The sequence below is a fragment of the Paenibacillus algorifonticola genome, from assembly GCF_050481745.1.
In the GTDB taxonomy this organism is placed as follows: Bacteria; Bacillota; Bacilli; order Paenibacillales; family Paenibacillaceae; genus Pristimantibacillus; species Pristimantibacillus algorifonticola_A.
This window is the reverse complement of the sequence record NZ_JBCNGR010000003.1, coordinates 231,704-252,097: the sequence shown is the minus strand read 5'-3', so window position 1 is coordinate 252,097 and position 20,394 is coordinate 231,704. Positions and strand designations below refer to the sequence as shown.

The window sequence follows — 20,394 nt, the reverse complement described above, 5'->3', positions numbered from 1 at the left end:
TTTGCTTTCAAGCGTAAGGCAGCCGCTTATTTTCTTCAAGTATGATGGCGTATGGCCGCACCCAAGACGCTAGTTTTGAAGCTAGCTTTTTCCTATCATACCATATGAGCACTGAATTCGCAGTCTGTTCAATGCCAGCGCCTTTTCGGCCAACATTTGCTCTCCCGTCTGCGGACAACCGCGAAAATTGGCATTTATCCGCTTAAATCCGTATACTAGAGGGTAGGATTTATACTGATATTTTTAAATAATAGTCGAGGTGACCCCATGGAAGATGTAAAACAAGCCTACGCGAAGCTGGGCCTTCCCGAAAACGCTTCAAAAGAAGAGGTCGAGAAGCGCTATACCCTGTTGCTCCGCCAATCCCGCTCCCGCGCACAAACCGCAGACAATGAGGGGACAACGGCAGATGAATTCAGCCAAGTGACCGCCGCTTATAAACGGATACTTGAAGCGGAGGACCAGAAGTTCAAGCAAGCGTTCAATGAGAAGGAATATGGAAAGTTTAAAAATATGGCGTCTGCCGCCGAGAAAACCGACCATTTCTGGCGCTACTATAAATACCATGTTTTCGGTGGCATTGTGGCAATTGCTCTCATTATCTATGGCGTTATTGCTTATATGGATCATCGCGAGGAGCAGCGCTACCTGGCCAGCCTGCCGCCGGTGGATTTGTCAGTCATGTATTTTGGCGAGTATTTTACAGAAGACAATAAGCAGGATATGGCTGTTCTCGAGCAATCGCTGCTGGACAAGTTCCCCGAATGGAAACGTTTTAAAGTTAACCTGACCTATGTGCCGCTTGATGCTAAAGATGCGGTCGATATGGCTTCCCAGCAAAAAGCGATGGTTGTGCTGGCAACGGAAAAGCCGGATATTTATATTCTCGATACAGCCAGCTTCAACTGGATTAGCCCGCAGGGCATCCTTCAAAGCCTTGATGATGCTGTAAGCGGCAAGCTGAAATCCTCGGTTACCGAGAGCGAGCTGGTCAAAAAAACGACGGAGGATGAACCAGCCGAGCATGTATACGGCATCGATATTAGCAATAGCCCGCTGGTGAAAAATCTCTCCGTGCTTACGCCGAAAAACTATATCGTGGGCGTCCGTGTGAACAGCGAGAACACGGATAAAGCGATTCAATTTATCGACAAGTTTTTGCAAGCCAAATAACCGTCCACCCCTAAATAAATTTTCGAATAATAATCAAAAAAAAACGAGCCTATAGAATCTTAAACTGTGCCCTATAGAATAGACACTTTGAAAAAAGTCTATCCTGTAGGGTATTCTTACATTAAAATGTAATCCTCATGTTCAAGCAATTAGTGACAAAGCCAAGCTCGATCTAATTGAAAGGCGGATGTTGCAGAAGAAATCAAACGTGTAGCGAAACAAAAACTCCAACTCATTCAACAGATGATTGAAAACTATATTTCAAAAGTTGGGTTGGGATCATGCACCACAAGAGTCCTTCTTTGGTCATTTAAAAGATGAAATGGATTGGAAACGCTGTGGAACCTAAAAAGGATGCCGCCTGCACAATACAGACAGCACCTCCTTCAATTTGCCTAGCTTTTTTTGAAATGCCCTTTACATAGGGCACAATTTATCTCTCATCTATGGCTCGTTTTTTTTGTATTTGATCGGAACGATTTGCTCATTCCACTTCTATAGTAACGCTTCGCTTTTAGCCTTTGCTTCTGAAGGGAACTTTACTTGACTGTAAGCATAAGTAATGGATTGGAACGTCCGGCTGTCGACTTCGCTGGACGATTGTACCTGCCAGAGCTACCGCTGCTGGTCACACATATTTCATCAAAATGCTTTCAACGTGGTGCAAATGCTGCCGCATCGACAGCGACGCCGCTTCGGCGTCTTGTACTTCGACCGCTTTATAAATGGCCAAATGCTCCTCATAAAGCTGCTCCGCAACCGAGCGGTTCGCATACAGCTCCACCCTGCGAATTTCACGAATGGCGGTTTCCACCTGGTTCATGACCGTCTCAAAAAGCTGCACCAAAATCGTATTATGCGTCGCCTTTACAAGCGTCAAATGGAATAGCAGATCAGTGCGCTCCCCTTCCAGATCATTGCCTGCGGCTGCCTTCATTTGGACGACAAGCTCCTTCAATACAACCAGATCCTCCTCCGTCCGTTTAGACGCAGCGATAGCGGCATTTGATACCTCGAAGGACTGGCGTGCCTCCAGCAGCGCCAACAGGGTTTGGCGATTCATACGCAGCGATTGCAGCTCGGGGAGCTCGAACTCCACAGGCAGCGTGCTTATGACCGTACAGCCGCCACCTTGGCGAATGTCAATCAGCCCCATCGCTTTAAGCGCACTGAGCGCCTCCCTAGTCGTAGACCGCCCCACTCCAAAGCGCTCGGACATCTCCTTAGTGGAAGGCAGCTTGTCTCCGACCTTAAGCTCTCCATCCACGATCATACGTTTAATTTGCGCCGTAATTTCCTCGTAATGGTTCCGCTTTGTCAGCTTCGTCACTTGCAAGCCACCCGCCTCCTTTACCTAAGCTCACTTGAAAAATAGCCCAAAATCCTATCCGACCAGCAGCGCATAAACGACGCCGGGACCGTGAACACCAATCGTCAGGTCGTTTTCAATATCGGACGATCGGCTTGGCCCGGAAATAAAATGAACGCCCGCCGGCAAGCTTTCGCGGCCTGCTTCATCCATCGGAATTAAAATTTCACCCAGCTTCGTCTTCAGCCGCTCAAGTGGAATAATGACGATGAGAACAGTTGGCAGCAGGCTAACTGAGCGCCCCTTGTCCTTTCCTGACAAAACGGCAATGGATGACGTATAGGCGGCCGCATAATCAGCTACAACAACCCCAAAATCCGCTTCTGCCGCGCGCGCTTTCCAGTTTTCATTTTCATCGCTGTTCCACACGCTTAAGCTCACATCAGGAAGTGCTTCTTCCAGCTTCATCTCGGCAAGCTCCGGCTGATTTTGCCTAATGATATAACGCGCCCCAAGCTCCTCTGCCTTATCCTTAATGAACTGCTTCGCTTCGTCCATTGTAGGCAAATGACTGACATGACCGCCATTACTATGAAAATTCGCTGTAAAACGCTCAATTCGCTCTTCCAGCGTCCATTCGTACTCCTGCCAGAAGTCCGGGGCACCGCGGAAAGGATGTACCGGCTTCTCTAGTACGCGCGGACGTCCCAGCTTATTTGCGATATCATTCATAAAAGCTTCCTGCTTGCGGCGGGAATCCGCTGCAAGCTCCTCCAGCCATTGCTCATGCGTCTGTTCAGCCATGCCCGTGGCCTCCTCCATTTTGTTCTCTATTGCGAACGAGCTGCTCCATCCGGCTGCGCGCATCTGGGCTCAGCTCATTCAGACCATGGCGAAGCTCCTCTTCGAGCGTACCCCACTTATCGCGGAATGACTGCTTCGGCAGGCTTGGCGTAACCCGGTAGCTGTTCCAGCCCTTCAGCGGCCCCAGCTTAAGCCGGATTTCGCCGTTGCGTGAAACGAGCTTCTGTCCCAGCTTGCCCAGCTTGACTACGCCCTTGAAGCGGCCCGAGTTGCCCATAATGGCCGAAAATCCTTTCATGCCTCCCGCTTCCGCCAAATCGCGATGTCCGCCCTCTTGCTTGCGCCTGCGCAAATAAATGAGCATTTCGTGCAGCGGGATTTTGACCGGACATGCTTCATAGCAGGCGCCGCACAAGCTGGAGGCGTTGGCGATATCATCCCAGTCGCCGACATTTTTTTGGAGCGCGGGCGTAAGCACCGCGCCAATAGGGCCGCTGTACGTTCCGCCATAGGCATGACCGCCAATGTGGCGATATACCGGACAAGCATTAAGGCAGGCACCGCAGCGAATGCAATTGAGCAGCTCCTGAAACTCGGGGTCGCCAAGCTGGTTCGAACGCCCATTATCTACAATTATAATGTGCATTTCATCTGGCCCATCGGCGTCCACCTCGCGGCGAGGTCCAGTAATGCCGGACATATACATCGTCAGCTTCTGCCCAGTTGCTGAACGCGGCAGCAGCGTCGCCATTACTTCGAGATCCGACCAGGAAGGAATAATCCGTTCCATGCCCATGAGCGTAATTTGCGTTTTCGGTACCGTCGTCACCATACGCGCATTGCCTTCATTTTCAAACAATACCATCGACCCGGTTTCCGCAATTGCAAAATTACAGCCCGTCATGCCGATGTCGGCTTCAAGGAATTTCTCCCGCAGTTTTTTGCGGACGAAGCCAGCCAATATCGTCGTATCCGCTTCAAGCGTCTCGCCCGCTTCTTTAGACAGCAGCTCCGCAATTTGAAAGCGGTTCTTATGAATGGCTGGGATAATAATATGCGAAGGCGTCTCGCCCGCAAGCTGAATAATATATTCGCCCAAGTCGGTTTCAATCGCTTCAATTCCAAGCCCTTCCAGCGCATGATTGAGATGCAGCTCTTCCGTAACCATCGACTTGGACTTTACGACCGATTTCGCCTTTACCTGCTTGGCGATCGCAAGTGAAACCTTTACCGCCTCGGCCGCCGTCGAAGCAAAATGCACATGAACGCCATTCGCCCTTGCATTGTCAGCGAACAAATTCAAATAATAGTCCAGATGGGCGATCGTATGCAGACGAATTTGCCGTCCGCGTTCGCGCCAATCTTCCCAGTTGCCATGCTCGGCTGTAGCGGCATGCTTGCCGTTGCGAAGACGCTCTGTCGTAAATTTAACGGCCTTGCGCAAAAACTCGTCGTTTAACGCCAGATCTGCCCGGCCTTTGACCGTAGCCGGCACTTTCGATCCTGCTGGTGCACTCATGCCTGCTTCACCCCTTCATACAATAGCTCAGCCAAATGCATCACTTTCACCGGTTCGTTGCGGTAACGCAAATTTCCGGCAATATTCATCAGGCAGGCAAGATCAAGACCGACGAGCACCTCTGCTTCCGTTTCCAGCACATGGTCTGCCTTCTCCGTCACCATTGCGCCAGATATATCCGCCATCTTGACGGCGAACGTCCCCCCGAACCCGCAGCAGTCCTCTGCGAACGGCAGCGGCACAAGCTCCATACCTTTGACGTGCCGCATCAGCTCCATCGGCTCTTCCTTAATGCCAAGCAGGCGACTGCCGTGACAGGATGGGTGATAGGTCACCTTGTGCGGGTACACCGCTCCTACATCCTTCACCCCAAGCACCTGAACGAGGAACTGCGTGAATTCATAAGACTTCTGCTGGAGCTTATTCGCTCGTGCGAGCATGACAGGATCATTTTCAAACAGCTTCGGATAATGATGAATCATTCCTGTGCAGGAGCCGGATGGCGAAATGACAAAATCACTGTCTTCAAAAGCGTCCAAAATCGTCTTCGCTGATTCCCGCGCTTCCTTCCAATAGCCGCTGTTAAAGGCCGGCTGGCCGCAGCAGGTTTGTACCGTTGGAAAATCAAGCCGTACGCCGTATTTCGCCAGCAGCCGAACCATCGCTTCACCGACTCTAGGATACATCGCGTCACTCAAACATGTAATAAATAAGGATACTTTCACCTTTAGCACCTCTTTTGCTCGGATGAATAACAAATGTATAATATCAGGTTGTCAGACAAGTTGGACAAAGCAAGCGGGACTGCAAAACGTCGGGAAAGAATCCGCATGCTGCAAATACTTCCCAACAGCCTTGTAACAAGTCCCGTTTGCTAGAACAGCACCTTACACAATCGTCAAATCCATTGATCTTGCCTTCAGCTCGGCAACGGTGTCCGCACCGATCCGTTTGTCTGTAATAATGGAATGGACTTCACTCAGCTCTGCCACCTGTGTAAAAGCTTGTACGCCGAACTTGCTGGAATCAGCCAGCAATACGACCTGATCGGCAATGCCGATCATTTTCAGCTTAATGCGCGCCTGCAGCTCGCTCGATTCGCTGATCCCCCGCTCCAAATGCACGCCCTTGCACGATAAAAACAGCTTATCGACGTAATACGCATCAAGCGAGCGTTCCGCGAGCGGACCAACGTAGGACAGCGAGCGCGAAGCGAGCAGCCCGCCGGTGGAGATAACCTCAATCTTCTCCTTCGTGCTCAGCTCCAGCGCGACCTTAATGGAATTGGTCAATACCGTGAGCGGTATATCCGGCAAATGCGAAGCCATATACCAAGCCGTCGTACTGGCATCGAGTACGATCCGGTCCTTAGGCTTAATAAGCTTAATCGCTTCCTGTGCAATTTGCCGTTTTTCCTCCGCATGGGTAATTTCCCGTTCGGTAAAGGGCGTCTCCGGCTGCTGATCCTTCACGTTCACCGCGCCGCCGTGCGAACGCCGCAGCTTGCCTGCCTGCTCCAAACGATCCAAATCGCGCCGTATCGTTTCCTCCGTTACGCCGCATAGCTCGCTGAGCTCGGACACTCTTATACTGCCTCTGTCATTCACCAGCTGTACGATTTTTTCATAACGCTCCGCAACCAGCATAAGCCGCCCTCCTTTCTTTCACAAAACTACAGCCCCGTCACCTGTGTAAATCGGCCGTAAGCATCCTGCCATGCTTGCTGCTCCGCCGGCTCGTAATGCTCCACTTCGAAGGAATCCCGAATCACCTTGCGAGCTTCCCAAATATCGGCCAGCTCGCCGCGGGCAATCCATTGCACAATCATATTGCCGATTGCACTGCCCTCAACCGGACCTGCCCATACTGGCTTGCCGATAGCGTTAGCCGTCCACTGACATAGCAGCTTATTCTGAATGCCGCCGCCTACCATATGCAGACCGTTAAACTGCTGCTCGGAAAGCTGCTCCGTTAATTCCAGCACATAACGATATTTTAACGCGAGGCTCTCCAATACACAACGCACAATTGCGCCCGGACTGCGCTCAAGCTGCTGCCCTGTCTGCTCGCAATAGGCGCGGATGCGCGCCTCCATGCCGCCTGGAGGCAAAAATACCGCTGCATCCGGATCGATGAAAGCAGTGAAAGGCTTCGCTTCTCCCGCCAGCTTTACAAGCTCAGCAAAGGATTGGTCATGCCCCGCTTGATCCCATTCGCGCTTCAGCTCCTGGACAATCCAGAGGCCCATAATGTTTTTGAGCAGTCGGTACGTACCGTCTACGCCACCTTCATTCGTAAAGTTTAGGCGGTAGGCTGTCTCATTAATGACTGGACGCTCTACCTCTGTCCCCATCAGCGACCAAGTACCGCAGCTCAAATAAGCGAATGGACGCTGCAGGGCTGGCACAGCCGCAACCGCAGATCCTGTATCATGCTCAGCAACGGCGATTACCGGGATACTCCCAACGCCAAGCTCGGCGCTCACGGAGGAACGAATACGTCCGGCATCCGCTCCAGGCTGAACGACCTGACCAAACATGCCGCGATTCAACCCAAGACGTTCGATCAGTTCGCCGTCCCAATTCCCTGTTAGCGGATTAAATAGCTGGGTCGTTGTCGCATTGGAAAACTCATTAAGCATATCGCCCGTCAAATAATACCGCAGCAAATCTGGAATCATAAGAAAATGCTGAGCCTCACTCAGTAGCGGCGATCCATTTTGCTGCATTGCAGCCAGCTGATATATCGTATTAAAGCTTAAAAACTGAATGCCCGTCCGCTCGAAAATATCCGTCTGCGGAATCGCCGTAAAAACCTTCTCCATCATGCCATCCGTATGACGGTCGCGGTAATGATAAGGATTTCCCAGCAGCTCGCCGCTGCTTCCAATAAGGCCAAAGTCTACAGCCCATGTATCAATGCCGATGCTTTGCGGCTCTACCTTCAACTGCTTGGCTTTAACCAAGCCTTGTTTGATCTCATAATACAAGCGAAGAACGTCCCAATGCAGACGCTCTCCTACTTGTACCGGATCATTCGAGAACCGATGTATTTCTTCCACTTCGATTTTGTTGTTGACGAGGCGGCCTAGCAGCGCTCTTCCGCTGCTCGCCCCTAAATCGTAAGCAAGAATGGTCACCAGCTGGCACCGCCCTTGCCTCTCGCTAAAATATCCTTGCCATAGCTGCTGTCCAAATACGCGCGCATTGGATCTAGCGGCAAGCCTTGCTCCTCGCGTACCGCGTGCAGCAGCGGTGTAACGTCGAATTCGAACGCTTTGCGAACCGCATCTTCAGCGCCAAGCACATCATCTCGGTTTTGCGCATCTGTTACTTCATCATGATTGATTAGGAGTGCTTTCGCGAATTGCGTCTGTACATTCAGTACCGATCGCAGCATCGCTGGAATTTTCTGCTCAATGCTGTGCGATTGGTCGATCATATAGGCGATATTGCTGACGTTGTTGCGGATCGCCTCATCATTATCTTGGCCAGCCAGCAAAATTTGATAGAAAATAAGGAACAGCTCATAAGGATTCGTCGTTCCTACAATGAGATCATCATCCGCATATTTGCGGCTGTTAAAGTGGAAGCCGCCCAGACGCTTCTCATCAATCAAGTAAGCAACGATATGTTCAATGTTCGCGCCTTGCAGATGATGCCCGGTATCCACAAGCACCTCGGCCTGAGGTCCAAGCTTCATCGCCAAGTTATATGACATGCCCCAATCTGCGAGATCGGTATGATAGAAAGCAGGCTCAAAGCATTTATATTCAATCAGCATCCGCATATGAGGATCAAGTGCACGGTACATTTCAGCAAGCGATTCCTGCATCCATGCTTTACGCTTGCGAATATCGCCTTGACCCGGATAGTTCGTGCCGTCTGCAAACCAGAGGCTAATATCGCGCGAGCCTGTTTCTTTAGCGATTTGCACACATTCCAGCAAATGGTCCGTCGCTTTGCGGCGAATTTTTTCATTTGCATTCGTTACGCTGCCGAGCATGTACTCATCTTCCTGGAACAAGTTCGGATTAACTGCGCCGATCTTGAGGCCAAGACTTTCCGCATGGCTTCTCAGCTTGCTGTAATCATCTACTTTATCCCAAGGAATGTGGATAGCCACCGATGGCGCAAGGCCAGTGTAACGGTGAACCTGCGCTGCATCTTCGATTTTCTCAAATGGGGTACGTGGAACGCCTTCCTTCTGATAAACCTTGAAGCGTGTACCCGAATCGCCATAACCCCATGAAGGCGTTTCGATTTTAAGCGTTTTCAATTGCTCCTTGACGGCATTCAGATTAATCCCTCTAGCCTTCTGCTGTTCTTCCAATAGCTGATACGCGCGATCGGACATGTTCAAACACCCTTCCACTATAAAATATTATATTATTTGATGGGATAACCCATCGTTGACATTAATGCATTTTCCGCTTGCGTGGAATCGAGCCTGCTGTACTGTACAATGACCGGAATGTCGCTTTGCAGCTCGATGGCATACGGAACGCCGATTGGAATCGGCACTCCGTTTTTGCCTAAAGAGCTGGTGCGGACATGCTTGGTACGTCTGGCAGGAATCACGACAAGAATATCGTTCATTGGGTCTCGATCTTCGAAAAAGATCGTAATCCGCAGCAATGCTTCTTCCGATGAAGTATTCAGTACGCAGATGGACTCATGGCTAGGCAGCGAGCCGGAGCTCGTCTCTGGAATGTAACCGTCCGGTATAAACCAATGCTTTTCTCCCTGAGCTTTATACATATCCGCATCTCTCCTAATAAATTTAGCGGGTAAACGCTGCCGGAACGCCGCCGTCAATCGTCAGCATGCAGCCAGTCGTCTTCTCCGATTTTGATGAAGCAAAGAAAGCAATGCCCTCGGCAATATCACGCGGATAAATATTAACCAGCAGCGTCGTACGCTTGCGGTAATACTCTTCCAGCTGATCCGGCTCAATACCGTAAGCTGCTGCGCGCTCATTGCGCCAGCTGCCGTTCCAAATCGCCGAGCCTTGCAAAATAGCATCCGGCAGTACCGTGTTGACGCGAATACCAAATTCGCCGCCTTCAGCTGCAATACAGCGGGCCAAATGTGCTTCAAGTGCTTTAGCGGAGCTGTAAGCCGATGCATTTTTACCTGCATATACCGAGTTTTTCGAGCCGATAAATACCATGTTGCCGCCGATGCCCTGTGTTTTCATTTGCTTGAACGCTTCACGAGCAACAAGGAAATAGCCTGTGCCCAGCACGTTCATGTTCAGGTTCCATTCCTTGAGCGACGTTTCGTCAAATGGGCTGGATGTAGCGAGACCCGCATTGTTGACAATAATATCAACGCCGCCGAAAGCAAGCGCAGTAGCCGCATAAGCAGCAGTAACCTGCTCTTCGCTCGTTACATCCATTTTAACGGCAATCGCCCTGTTTTCGCCATACTTGTCATTGATTTCGGCTGCTACTTTCTCAGCACCTTCCAGATTCAAGTCCGCTAGCACCACATGCGCGCCTTCAGAAACGAGGCGACGAGCTGTTTCGCTGCCGATGCCGCCAGCACCGCCCGTAATAAACGCCACTTTACGGGAAAATTCGGTTTCCGCAGGAGCAAGCGACAATTTGTAAAGCTCAAGCGGCCAGTACTCAACATTATAGGATTCATTTTCGCTAAGCGATACGAACTCGCCCAGAGCTGTCGCTCCTCTAATAACCGCAATCGCACGGTGGTAAAGCGCGCCGCTGACTTTGGAGTTGGCCCAGCTTTTGCCTGTATTGATCATGCCGACACCCGGGATCAAAATAACGCGTGGAGCGGCTTCAAACATAACATCGCCTTCATGCTTGTTGCGTTCAAAATACGCTTTGTATTGCTCTTTATAGGCAGCAACACTTTCTTTCAGCTTCGCTTTAAGGCCTTCTACATCGTCCGCGTTAGGCGTCCAATCTACAAACAATGGAACAACCTTCGTATGAACGAGGTGATCCGGGCAAGCAGCACCTACTTGGGAAACGACCCCGGAGCTCTGTCCGCCCACAAATTGCAGCACATCGGCTTCGTCATCGAATGTCAAAATCATTTTCTTCTCGTCGCTTACTGCTCCGCGAATCGTCGGCATCACTTGTGCCGCAATGCTTCTGCGAACATCAGCCGAAAGTGCCTCATGCTTCACGCCGCCAAACAGCTTCGCTTCATCAACGCGAGCTTCAATGTAAGCCTCTGCCTCGCTGATGATTTGAATTGTTTTTGCGTAGCACTCCTCTGAAGTCTCGCCCCAAGTAACCAGACCGTGCTTCTCCATCAGCACAAGCTCAGCTTTCGGATTGGCAAGCACGCCCTCCGCGATCATTTTGGAAAGGGTAAAGCCAGGACGCACATAAGGAACCCAGACGAAACGGTCTCCGAAAATTTCTTTCGCTACCGCTTTGCCGTTGTCTGCGCAGCATAAGCTAATAATCGCATCCGGATGCGTGTGATCCACATGCTTGAACGGCAGGAACGCGTGCAGCAGCGTCTCAATAGAAGCGCGCGGGTGCTTGGAATCAATCATACAGTTAACCAGATACGCGACCATATCCTCATCAGACATTTCCGAGCGCTCGAACAATGGACGAATATCTTCCATGCGCAGGCCTGTAAAATTGCCTGCTTTCATGGACGCAAGGTCGGAGCCGCTGCCTTTAACGAACATCACTTCCACCTCACGGCCGCGGAAGTCCTTTACGATTGTTTTCGAGGAAGTGTTGCCGCCTCCCCAGTTACATACACGGCGATCAGCGCCAATAATATTAGAACGGTATACGAGTTCACCTAAACCTGCTTCAACTTCTGCTGCAAGTGAGGCATTCCATAAAGATTGTACCATTTTGCAAACCTCCGAAATCATATTTGTTTTTGCTTGTTTTTATACTATCATATTTGTTTGTCTTTGAATATACATATTTCAAACAAAAACAAAGATTTGTATGCGATTAATTACACAAGGCCATAACAACATGATTTTCTCATGCTAAGTCCTTCACTTGGCCTCTCACATAAAAAAAAGACCATCCTGCACGAAGGATGGTCCACTCATTACCTATGATTGATTTAAACTCAGCATTTGCTAAATTCCCTATAATGGCTGTGCAGCATGACCATCAATCAGGAAATTGACAATTTCCTGATTGATGGTCTCGGGCTGCTCATGGTTAATCCCGTGGCCAGCCTCTTGTATAATTTTGTATAGAAAATTTCCGTCCTCTAATATGCGAATAAAATTCTTTTTAAAATTAAGCTTATGCCCCCCTAACAGAAAATAAAGCTTGTCGCTAATCGCAACCGCCTTCTCTTTGTCATACTTCTGAAGCTTATGAGTGAACATCGCTTGTTGGTTATGGTTTTTCATTAAAAGGATGAGATGCTCCGCTACTTCAGGATGCTTGTCAAAAACATGGGAATGCGGCGAGCTTAGCTTCTTTAATATTTTAAGCAGATTATTGCGGGTCGGGATCAACATTTCCGGGAACATCATAAGAAGGGTATTCAGCATCGTTTTGACTGGTGTCGTAACCATCCCTCCTTCCATACAAACAACCTTGTTTACTCTTTCCGTTTCATTGACTGCATAATTAAAAGCCATATAGGCACCATTGGATACGCCGGCTATGTTAAACTCGTCCAACTCCATATAATCTGCTATTTGATTGATCCAACTCACTTGATTAAACATCTGCTTGTTAAAGTTTTTATTAGGAACGCTTTTCCCAGGCCCACCAATCGTATCAACGGCAATACAATAAAAATATTGCGATAATTTTTGAATATTTAACAACCACATTACCGCTGAATTATCCCCAACCCCATGAAACAGAAGCAGCGGCGGGTTAGTCTTATGACCAGCTATAATACAATGCGTTATACCGTATTTCGTTTTAATATCCACCTCTGTATATTCAGTTAACCACATCTTAAGAAGATGGTTATATGATTGCAATATTTGTTCTTCACCCGTTTTGCTTTTAAATATTTTTATGAAAGTCTCCTCCTTCGTTGAGGTTTTTAGCATGAACACCACTCCATTTTACCAATAAAAGGTTAAAAAACAAAGGTAACACCACAATCTCACAAGATGAAACATATAAATTCCTTTATTTAAACAAAAAAAGCAACCGCCATAAATGACGGTTGCTCTCCTAAATGCCATATAAGCTGACTAAAAGGCCAGCAGCCTACTCGTCGATTGGTTCTTTCGATTCTACGACAACGATATCGCCGTAAATCTCTTCAAGCGCTACACCGACAAATTTTGCTGATCTTGGCGATTTCAGCTCGGATTTTTCCCCATTGCGCAGCATGCGTGCGCGTCTGGATGCTGCAACGACTAGCGAGTATTTGCTGTCGACTTTCTTAACCATTTCATCAATAGAAGGGTATAACATGTTCCATCTCCTCGCTTAGGCTTTCTCGATTGCAGCTGGCAGCTCGCCCAGCTCTGATAAATATTTGCTTGCTTTGCAATGCTCGGCGGTAAGGATGCTCTCGATCCGGTGACAAGCGGCCTCAATCTCATCGTTCACGACCGCATAATCATAATGGCTAAGCAGATTCATCTCTTCTTCCGCCACCGTCATCCGGTGATTAATCGTGTCCTGCGTCTCCGTGCCACGCCCCGTAATGCGCTGCTTCAGCTCATCCAAAGATGGCGGCACAAGGAAAATAAACACCCCTTCGGGAAACTTTTCCTTAACCTTCAAAGCACCTTGAACTTCAATTTCCAAAATGACGTCCTGACCGCCTGCCAGCGTCCGTTCAACGAAATCGCGCGGTGTGCCATAGCAATTGCCGACGTACTCCGCATGCTCCAGCAAGGCATCACAAGCCATCATTTCCTGAAACTGCTCTCGGGTCTTAAAAAAATAGTTTACGCCATCAATTTCCCCTTGCCGCGGCAAGCGAGTTGTCGCCGAGACAGAGTATACGAGATTAGGCATCTTTTTCCGCAGAACGGAGCATACCGTCCCTTTACCTACGCCGGATGGACCGGACAATACAATTAACAATCCCTTATTCATAAGACTCCCCGTACTATTCGTCGTTATCGTCATCCTTAGTGGAAAGACGGTGTGCTACCGTCTCCGGCTGTACTGCTGATAGAATAACGTGGTCGCTGTCCGTAATAATTACCGCTCGCGTACGTCTTCCATATGTGGCGTCAATAAGCATATGACGGTCGCGCGCTTCCTGGATAATCCGCTTAATCGGCGCCGATTCGGGGCTCACGATTGAAATAATGCGGTTGGCCGACACAATGTTGCCAAAGCCAATATTAATTAATTTAATAGCCAAGTAAGCTCCCCCTCCGGTCTCCCTCGTGCAACTGCCCGAATAAACAAGATATTAAGTATAAGTATTTGGACGATGAATGCACTCCACCTGCCAAATAACGGCAGAACTATTGCATTATTGTTGACGAAAAAAGTCCGGGGCATACGTTTTCCGCTAGGCGGACGTATAGACAACATCCGAACTGTACGACAGCCTGTCCTCGCCTTGCTATTCCAACAAGTCAGGGAGGCAGTACTCATTAGTATACATCTTAAATGATTTTGGCGCAACGAACAAGGGCAAAGCGCAAATTCTACCAAGGTGAAACGGCTGTCGCCTTCCTCTGGCGGCAAAGCTAACGCTTCGCGGTGAAATATAAGCCCATTTATAAATGTGAAGCTTACAAATGCTTATATTTATGAAAACAGCACTTTCCCCTTATTCATTTCGTTGCTATTAACGATGAACGCCTGTTTTCTTCCAAACATATTCCGTAAGCTGTACCGCCATATCATAAAACATAAACGGCGTAATCAGGTAAATGCCTTTGAAATGGAGAACTGCCTCGTCCAGAAGCTCCTTGGCTATACGGACGCCTTCAGCACGCCCCGCTTCCCCTTCTAGCCCAGCCATCCGCTGGCGTACTTCATCTGACAGCTGGATGCCCGGCACCTCATTGTGCAGGTACTCGGCATTGCGCCCGCTCGCAAGCGGCATAATACCGATAAACACAGGAATCGGAAGATGTTTTGTCGCCTCTGCCACTTGTTTAATCAAAGCCGGATCGTAGATTGGTTGAGTCATAATGTAATCGGCTCCGGATTTGATTTTCCGCTCCAGACGCTGCACCGCTTTGTCCAAATGCTTCACATTTGGATTGAAGGCGGCACCGACGATAAAATTCGCTTTTTGCTTCAGCGGCTTGCCGGAGAAGGCAATGCCTTCATTAAGCTGCTTCGTCATACGGATCATCTCAAAGGAGGTGAAGTCATAGACGGAGCTGGAATCCGGCAAATCGCCAAAACGGGCCGGGTCGCCTGTTACCGCAAGCACATGGTCAATGCCAAGCGCGTCAAGGCCCATCAAATGGGATTGCGTACCGATCAAATTGCGGTCCCGGCAAGCAATGTGCACGAGCGGCCGCAAGCCAACCTTCTCTTGAACGAGCGCTGCGAGCGCCAAATTGCTCATGCGCGTAACCGCCAGTGAATTATCCGCCATCGTAACCGCGTCCGTTCCACATGCCTTCAGCGCTGCTGCTCCCGCCATAAATTTGCTAATATCCAAATCGCGAGGCGGGTCGAGCTCGACAATTACAGTATGACGTTCGCGGACTGTATCCACGATGTTCGGCTCGCTTGGCAAACGTACATCTGGAATTTCCAGCTTCACTGGAGGTTGTTCATTAATAGCAATGGTCTCGACTTCCATTACGGCTTTGTCTCCAGCTGCCTGTGAACCGCTTTGCGGTGAATAGTGGTTCAGCGCCGCTGCCATAGCAGCGACATGCTCAGGAGTCGTACCGCAGCAGCCACCGACAATGCGCGCTCCGTAATCCGCAAATTCGCGGGCAGACGCTGCAAAATATTCCGGCGTTGCCGCATACGTATATTTGCCATCTACATAGTCGGGAATACCAGCGTTAGGAAAAATCGACAAAGGCCATGTGGCTTCCCCTTCAATCGCTTTCATCGCCCGCATAATCCCGTTCGGGCCGCTTCGGCAATTGAAACCAACCACATCTGCGCCTTCCTCGGTAAGCTGGTCGAACGCCTGCTTCAAGCTTACGCCATCCTGCGTACGGCCAACGTCTTCAACCGCAAACTGGCAGATGACCGGAATATCCGTAAGCTTGCGGGCAATCCGCAGTGCCAGCAGCATTTCGTCAAGATCGTAAAACGTTTCAAGCATAAAGCCATCAACGCCCTCTGTCAGCAGCGCAGCCATTTGGCGCTCATATGCATCGCTGACGCGGACGGTTCTTGTGTTTTTAAGCTTTCCGGCACGAATCGAGCCGACCGCCCCTACAACGTAAGCATCCGGACCGGATGCAGCGCGGGCAATACGGACACCAGCACGATTAATCGCTTCCATTTCCGCTTCCAAGCCGTAAATCGAAAGTTTTTCCAGGTTTGCCGAAAAGGTGTTTGTTTCAATGACCTGTGCTCCCGCCTCATAATAGCGGCGGTGAACATTTTCAATAACGTCAGGACGCAAAATATTAAATTCCTCATACGAAACGCCGACAGGGAACCCCATCTGATACAGAAAGGTTCCCATTGCGCCGTCCCCAGTTAAGATGCGCTCAGCGATTGCTGAGCGCAAATCCGGTTTGCTGTTCATCTCTCCCATAGCCGTATCCGCCTTATAATGAGCCGCGGAAAACTTCTGCCGCTGGCCCTGTCATATATACGTGATTGTCCGCTTCATTCCATTCAATGAGCAGATCGCCACCCTTCAGCGACACCGTTGCCGTCCGGTCTGTGTAGCCATTCAGCACCGAAGCAACGACCGTCGCGCAGGCTCCTGTACCGCAAGCAAGCGTCGGGCCTGCACCGCGTTCCCAAACGCGCATTTCCGTATGCTCGCGGGAATTAACCGTTACGAACTCTACGTTGATTTTGCGCGGGAACATCGGATGGGTCTCCAGCTTGGGACCCCATGCAGCCAAGTCGAAATTAGCCGCATCCTCTACATAAATAACGCAATGCGGATTGCCCATCGATACAGCAGTAAAGCGGAACTCATGGCCGTCAACCTCAATCGGATGCTCCACGACCTGCTCCTGGTCTACCGTTGTCGGAACCGCCAGGCCATTCAAAATCGGCTCGCCCATATCAACGCGAACGCTTTGAACTTTGCCGCCCTCTACCCTCAATTGCACCGCCTGTGCACCTGCGCCAAGCGTTTCAATTGTAATGAGTTCCTTATTGGTTAAGCCGTTGTCATACACGTATTTTGCGACGCAGCGAATCGCGTTGCCGCATTGCTCTGCTTCGGAGCCGTCCGAATTAATGATGCGCATGCGGAAATCCGCATGTTCCGAAGGCAAAATGTATACGAGACCGTCTGCGCCAATACCGAAAAATCGGTTGCACAATTCGATAGCAAGCCGAGCTGCGTTATCAGGCAGCTGCTGCTCGCCCGCAATAACGATAAAATCATTTCCTAATCCATGCATTTTCGTGAAGTTCATATGTGTACGCTCCTTTGCCGCGGCTATCATTGATAAATAAAAGATTCTGATTAATGATAGCATACTGCAAAGCTTGGATAAACACTATTCATTAAATACATCAACATTTGTACTTTTATGTCATCTGGTCGACATTTTGGAGCCAAACGTCAGCTTGCCGGGTTTGTTTTTAGGCTTGGAAGTGCCTAGCACGCTGCCAATTCCCATAAGGAACGTCGGGATTCCCGCTGCAACAAAGACGAGACACCATTCGCGCAGGCCAAGCGGCACCGTTTTGAAAATAGGCTGCAGCGGCTCAATGTACAGTACGCCAAGCATCATGATGAGCGACGATAATACAGCGAGCACCAAATATCGATTTTGCAAAGGATTGCGGTGAAAAATCGAACGCGAGCTGCGGCAGTCAAACACATGGATGAGCTGCGCCATAACGAGTGTTGCAAACGCGACAGTTTGCGCTTTAACCAAATGCTCCGTGCTTCCCGGCGCCTCAATCAGCGTAATCCAGAATGCCCCAAGCGTACAAAAGCCGATCAGCAAGCCGCGGCTAATGATTTTCCAGCCAAGGCGGCGGGCAAAAATATTCTCCTTCGCCGAGCGCGGCTTCTGGCTCATTAAATCCTTCTCCGCCTGATCAACGCCTAGCGCCATCGCCGGCAGCCCGTCAGTCACCAAATTGACCCATAAAATTTGGATCGGCACGAGCGGCAGCGGCAAGCCTACCATCATCGCAAGCAGCATCGTCATAATTTCGCCGACATTTGAGGCTAGCAAATAGCGGATGAATTTGCGAATATTTTCATAAATATTCCGCCCCTCCTCAATGGCCGAAACAATCGAGGCGAAATTGTCATCGCTCAGTATAAGGGCGGACGCTTCCTTGGATACATCCGTTCCGGTAATGCCCATGGATATGCCGATATCAGCCGCTTTGATTGCTGGCGCATCATTTACCCCGTCGCCCGTCATTGCAACGACATGCCCTTGGCGCTGGAGCGATTTGACGATGCGCAGCTTATGCTCTGGAGATACGCGGGCATAAACGTATACATTGTCAACGAGTCGATCGAGCTGCTCATCGCTCATGCTTTCCAGCTGCTTGCCGCTCATTGCAATGCCTCCGCGCGGCATAATGCCCAGCTGCCCAGCAATGGCTTCCGCAGTCAACTGGTGATCGCCTGTAATCATCACCGTCTTAATGCCTGCTCGGCGGCATACCGCGATCGCTTCCCTCGCTTCGCGGCGCGGCGGGTCAATCATGCCCGTTAGCCCGACGAATACAAGCTGGCTTTCCGCCTCCGCTTCGCTATTGCATTTATCCGCCGCCCGCAGATCGCGATAGGCGAGACCGAGCACGCGCAGCGCTGATTGGGCCATCTCTTCGCTGGCCTCGGCATATTTTTGCTTAAGCGTCCCTGTAAACGGTACAACCTTGCCATCCCACAGCACATAGCTGCACTGGTGCATGAGCACATCTGGAGCGCCTTTTGCATAAATGACGCGCCCTCCTTGATGGGCTGTCAATACCGACATTAGCTTGCGCTCCGAATCGAACGGGAACTCCCGCTCCCTCTTGTACAGCCCTTCCAGCGATTTGGCGGTCAAGCCGAGCTTCGCTGCCAGCACGACGAGCGCTCCTTCGGTCGGATCGCCATTGAGCACCCACTCCTGCTTGGCCTCCTCTGCATTTTTGCTGCTGCGCTTGCGGCCATCCTCTGGCTCCACCTGATAAATCGAAGCATTGTTGCACAGCGCGGCAATTTGCAGCAGCCGTTTTAGTGAGGCGTCATGCTTCATATCGACGGGCTCTCCGCCCTCCAAAATCGCTCCGACGGGCTCATAGCCCTGCCCGGTCACATCCAGGCGCCGACCACCCATCCAAATGGTCGTGACGGTCATTTTATTTTGCGTCAGCGTGCCTGTTTTGTCTGAGCAAATAACCGAGGCACAGCCGAGCGTCTCTACCGACGGCAGCTTACGGACGATAGCCTTGCGCTTGATCATCCGCTGCACGCCAAGCGCGAGCGCAATCGTCACAATAGCGGGCAGTCCTTCGGGAATAGCGGCTACAGCAAGGCTGACGCCAGCCAGAAACATGCCATAAGCAGGCTGTCCATGCAAAATCCCTGCTACAACAACGATAATCGTCAGACCAATGGCGACGGCGATCAAAATTTTGCCCAGCTGCTCCAGCCTGTGCTGCAGCGGCGTTTCCATCGACTCCGTCTGCTGGATAAGCTCGGCAATCGTGCCCATCTCCGTCTTCATTCCGGTACGAATGACCATTCCCTTCGCAGTGCCCCGTGTGACCATCGTGCCCATAAACCCAATATTGCGCTGATCACCGAGCGGCAAATCCGCTTCGGAAATCGCCATCGCATGCTTGCCGACTGGCACGGATTCGCCCGTTAAGGCAGACTCCTCTGTATAGCAGCTGTTCGCCTCAAGCAGCCGCACATCGGCAGGAATCCGGTCCCCGCTCTCCAGCATAATGACATCACCAACGACCAGATCCTTGGCTGGAATGTCCATCATTTGCCCACCGCGCAGCACCTTGGCCGACGGGGCCGACATTTCTTTTAGCGCATGCAGCGACTTTTCCGCCCGAAACTCCTGCACGAAGCCGAGCACGGAATTAATGACGATAATGGCGATAATCGTTACCGCATCCAAATATTCGCCCAAAAGCCCTGATATAAGAGTAGCGCCCATGAGCACCAATACCATAAAATCCTTGAACTGATTGAGAAATAGCATGATCGGCGATACCCGCTTGCCCTCGGTCAGCTCATTGTGCCCATCTCGCTGCAACCTTTCCGCCGCTTCAGCGGCAGCCAGCCCCTGCTCCGGGATGCTGTTCAGCGCTTGCGTCAGCTCCCCTTTACCCAATTGATGCCATTTCAATTGTTCCATCGCTTCTTTTCCCTCCCGTATATGCCTCAGCGCCCCTCGGACAGCCTCTCAAGCCTAAATGTATTCGGACAACCCGCAAAATATCCCAACAAGGGGTTAAGTTTTTGCTTCAACTATGGCATGATAGAGAGATACGTACCGATTTCAGGAGCCCTTCAGTGACCTGAAACATAAAGGAGCTAGCAAA

Annotated in this window: 17 protein-coding genes; 1 reads left to right on the top strand and 16 read right to left on the bottom strand. The window is 50.4% G+C overall.

The features are described from left to right. Positions 1–267: 267 nt before the first annotated feature. Positions 268–1,173 (top strand): J domain-containing protein, encoded by a 906-nt coding sequence (locus ABEW34_RS02385; protein WP_430154510.1) that lies wholly within the window; start codon positions 268–270, stop codon positions 1,171–1,173. Positions 1,174–1,801: 628 nt separating this feature from the next. On the opposite strand, the gene ABEW34_RS02380 is transcribed toward ABEW34_RS02385, so the two are convergent. The 16 genes from ABEW34_RS02380 to ABEW34_RS02305 form a co-directional block, all read right to left on the bottom strand. Continuing rightward, the gene (locus ABEW34_RS02380) at positions 1,802–2,503 is read right to left on the bottom strand and encodes a FadR/GntR family transcriptional regulator (protein ID WP_430154605.1); all 702 of its coding nucleotides are present in this window, start codon (positions 2,501–2,503) and stop codon (positions 1,802–1,804) included. Between the two features lie 54 nt (positions 2,504–2,557). Beyond that, positions 2,558–3,286: a LutC/YkgG family protein gene (locus tag ABEW34_RS02375; RefSeq protein ID WP_430154509.1), complete on the bottom strand. Its 729-nt coding sequence runs from the start codon at positions 3,284–3,286 to the stop codon at positions 2,558–2,560. Next, entirely contained in the window at positions 3,279–4,805 is a 1,527-nt protein-coding gene (locus tag ABEW34_RS02370) for a LutB/LldF family L-lactate oxidation iron-sulfur protein (RefSeq protein ID WP_430154507.1), read from the bottom strand. Before ABEW34_RS02370 ends, ABEW34_RS02375 begins: the two co-directional genes overlap by 8 nt. Next, positions 4,802–5,530, bottom strand: coding sequence for a (Fe-S)-binding protein (locus ABEW34_RS02365; RefSeq protein WP_430154505.1), 729 nt, complete (start codon positions 5,528–5,530; stop codon positions 4,802–4,804). The genes ABEW34_RS02370 and ABEW34_RS02365 overlap by 4 nt, the downstream gene beginning before the upstream one ends. 162 nt (positions 5,531–5,692) lie before the next feature. Beyond that, positions 5,693–6,451: a DeoR/GlpR family DNA-binding transcription regulator gene (locus ABEW34_RS02360; protein WP_430154503.1), complete on the bottom strand. Its 759-nt coding sequence runs from the start codon at positions 6,449–6,451 to the stop codon at positions 5,693–5,695. Between the two features lie 26 nt (positions 6,452–6,477). Then, on the bottom strand, positions 6,478–7,944 hold the full coding sequence (locus ABEW34_RS02355; protein WP_430154501.1) for a rhamnulokinase: 1,467 nt from the start codon (positions 7,942–7,944) through the stop codon (positions 6,478–6,480). After that, positions 7,941–9,161, bottom strand: coding sequence for an L-rhamnose isomerase (gene rhaI, locus ABEW34_RS02350; RefSeq protein ID WP_430154499.1), 1,221 nt, complete (start codon positions 9,159–9,161; stop codon positions 7,941–7,943). Before rhaI ends, ABEW34_RS02355 begins: the two co-directional genes overlap by 4 nt. 32 nt (positions 9,162–9,193) lie before the next feature. Next, entirely contained in the window at positions 9,194–9,565 is a 372-nt protein-coding gene (locus tag ABEW34_RS02345) for a sensory rhodopsin transducer (RefSeq protein WP_341282353.1), read from the bottom strand. Positions 9,566–9,587: 22 nt separating this feature from the next. Beyond that, positions 9,588–11,657, bottom strand: a complete 2,070-nt coding sequence (locus ABEW34_RS02340; protein WP_430154497.1) for a bifunctional aldolase/short-chain dehydrogenase — start codon at positions 11,655–11,657, stop codon at positions 9,588–9,590. 249 nt (positions 11,658–11,906) lie between these two features. Then, positions 11,907–12,839 carry an alpha/beta fold hydrolase gene (locus tag ABEW34_RS02335; RefSeq protein ID WP_430154495.1) on the bottom strand — a complete coding sequence of 311 codons (933 nt, stop codon included), beginning with the start codon at positions 12,837–12,839 and terminating at the stop codon, positions 11,907–11,909. 163 nt (positions 12,840–13,002) lie between these two features. Beyond that, positions 13,003–13,212, bottom strand: a complete 210-nt coding sequence (gene rpoZ / locus ABEW34_RS02330; RefSeq protein WP_341282351.1) for a DNA-directed RNA polymerase subunit omega — start codon at positions 13,210–13,212, stop codon at positions 13,003–13,005. 15 nt (positions 13,213–13,227) lie between these two features. Next, the gene (gene gmk, locus ABEW34_RS02325) at positions 13,228–13,845 is read right to left on the bottom strand and encodes a guanylate kinase (RefSeq protein WP_430154493.1); all 618 of its coding nucleotides are present in this window, start codon (positions 13,843–13,845) and stop codon (positions 13,228–13,230) included. A gap of 13 nt (positions 13,846–13,858) precedes the next feature. Then, entirely contained in the window at positions 13,859–14,119 is a 261-nt protein-coding gene (gene remA, locus ABEW34_RS02320; protein ID WP_005548256.1) for an extracellular matrix/biofilm regulator RemA, read from the bottom strand. A gap of 435 nt (positions 14,120–14,554) precedes the next feature. Continuing rightward, entirely contained in the window at positions 14,555–16,450 is a 1,896-nt protein-coding gene (locus ABEW34_RS02315) for a bifunctional homocysteine S-methyltransferase/methylenetetrahydrofolate reductase (protein WP_430154492.1), read from the bottom strand. A 13-nt stretch (positions 16,451–16,463) separates the two neighbouring features. Then, positions 16,464–17,294 carry a diaminopimelate epimerase gene (dapF, locus tag ABEW34_RS02310; RefSeq protein WP_430154490.1) on the bottom strand — a complete coding sequence of 277 codons (831 nt, stop codon included), beginning with the start codon at positions 17,292–17,294 and terminating at the stop codon, positions 16,464–16,466. A gap of 120 nt (positions 17,295–17,414) precedes the next feature. Continuing rightward, positions 17,415–20,207 (bottom strand): calcium-translocating P-type ATPase, SERCA-type, encoded by a 2,793-nt coding sequence (locus ABEW34_RS02305; protein WP_430154489.1) that lies wholly within the window; start codon positions 20,205–20,207, stop codon positions 17,415–17,417. Positions 20,208–20,394 lie beyond the last annotated feature (187 nt).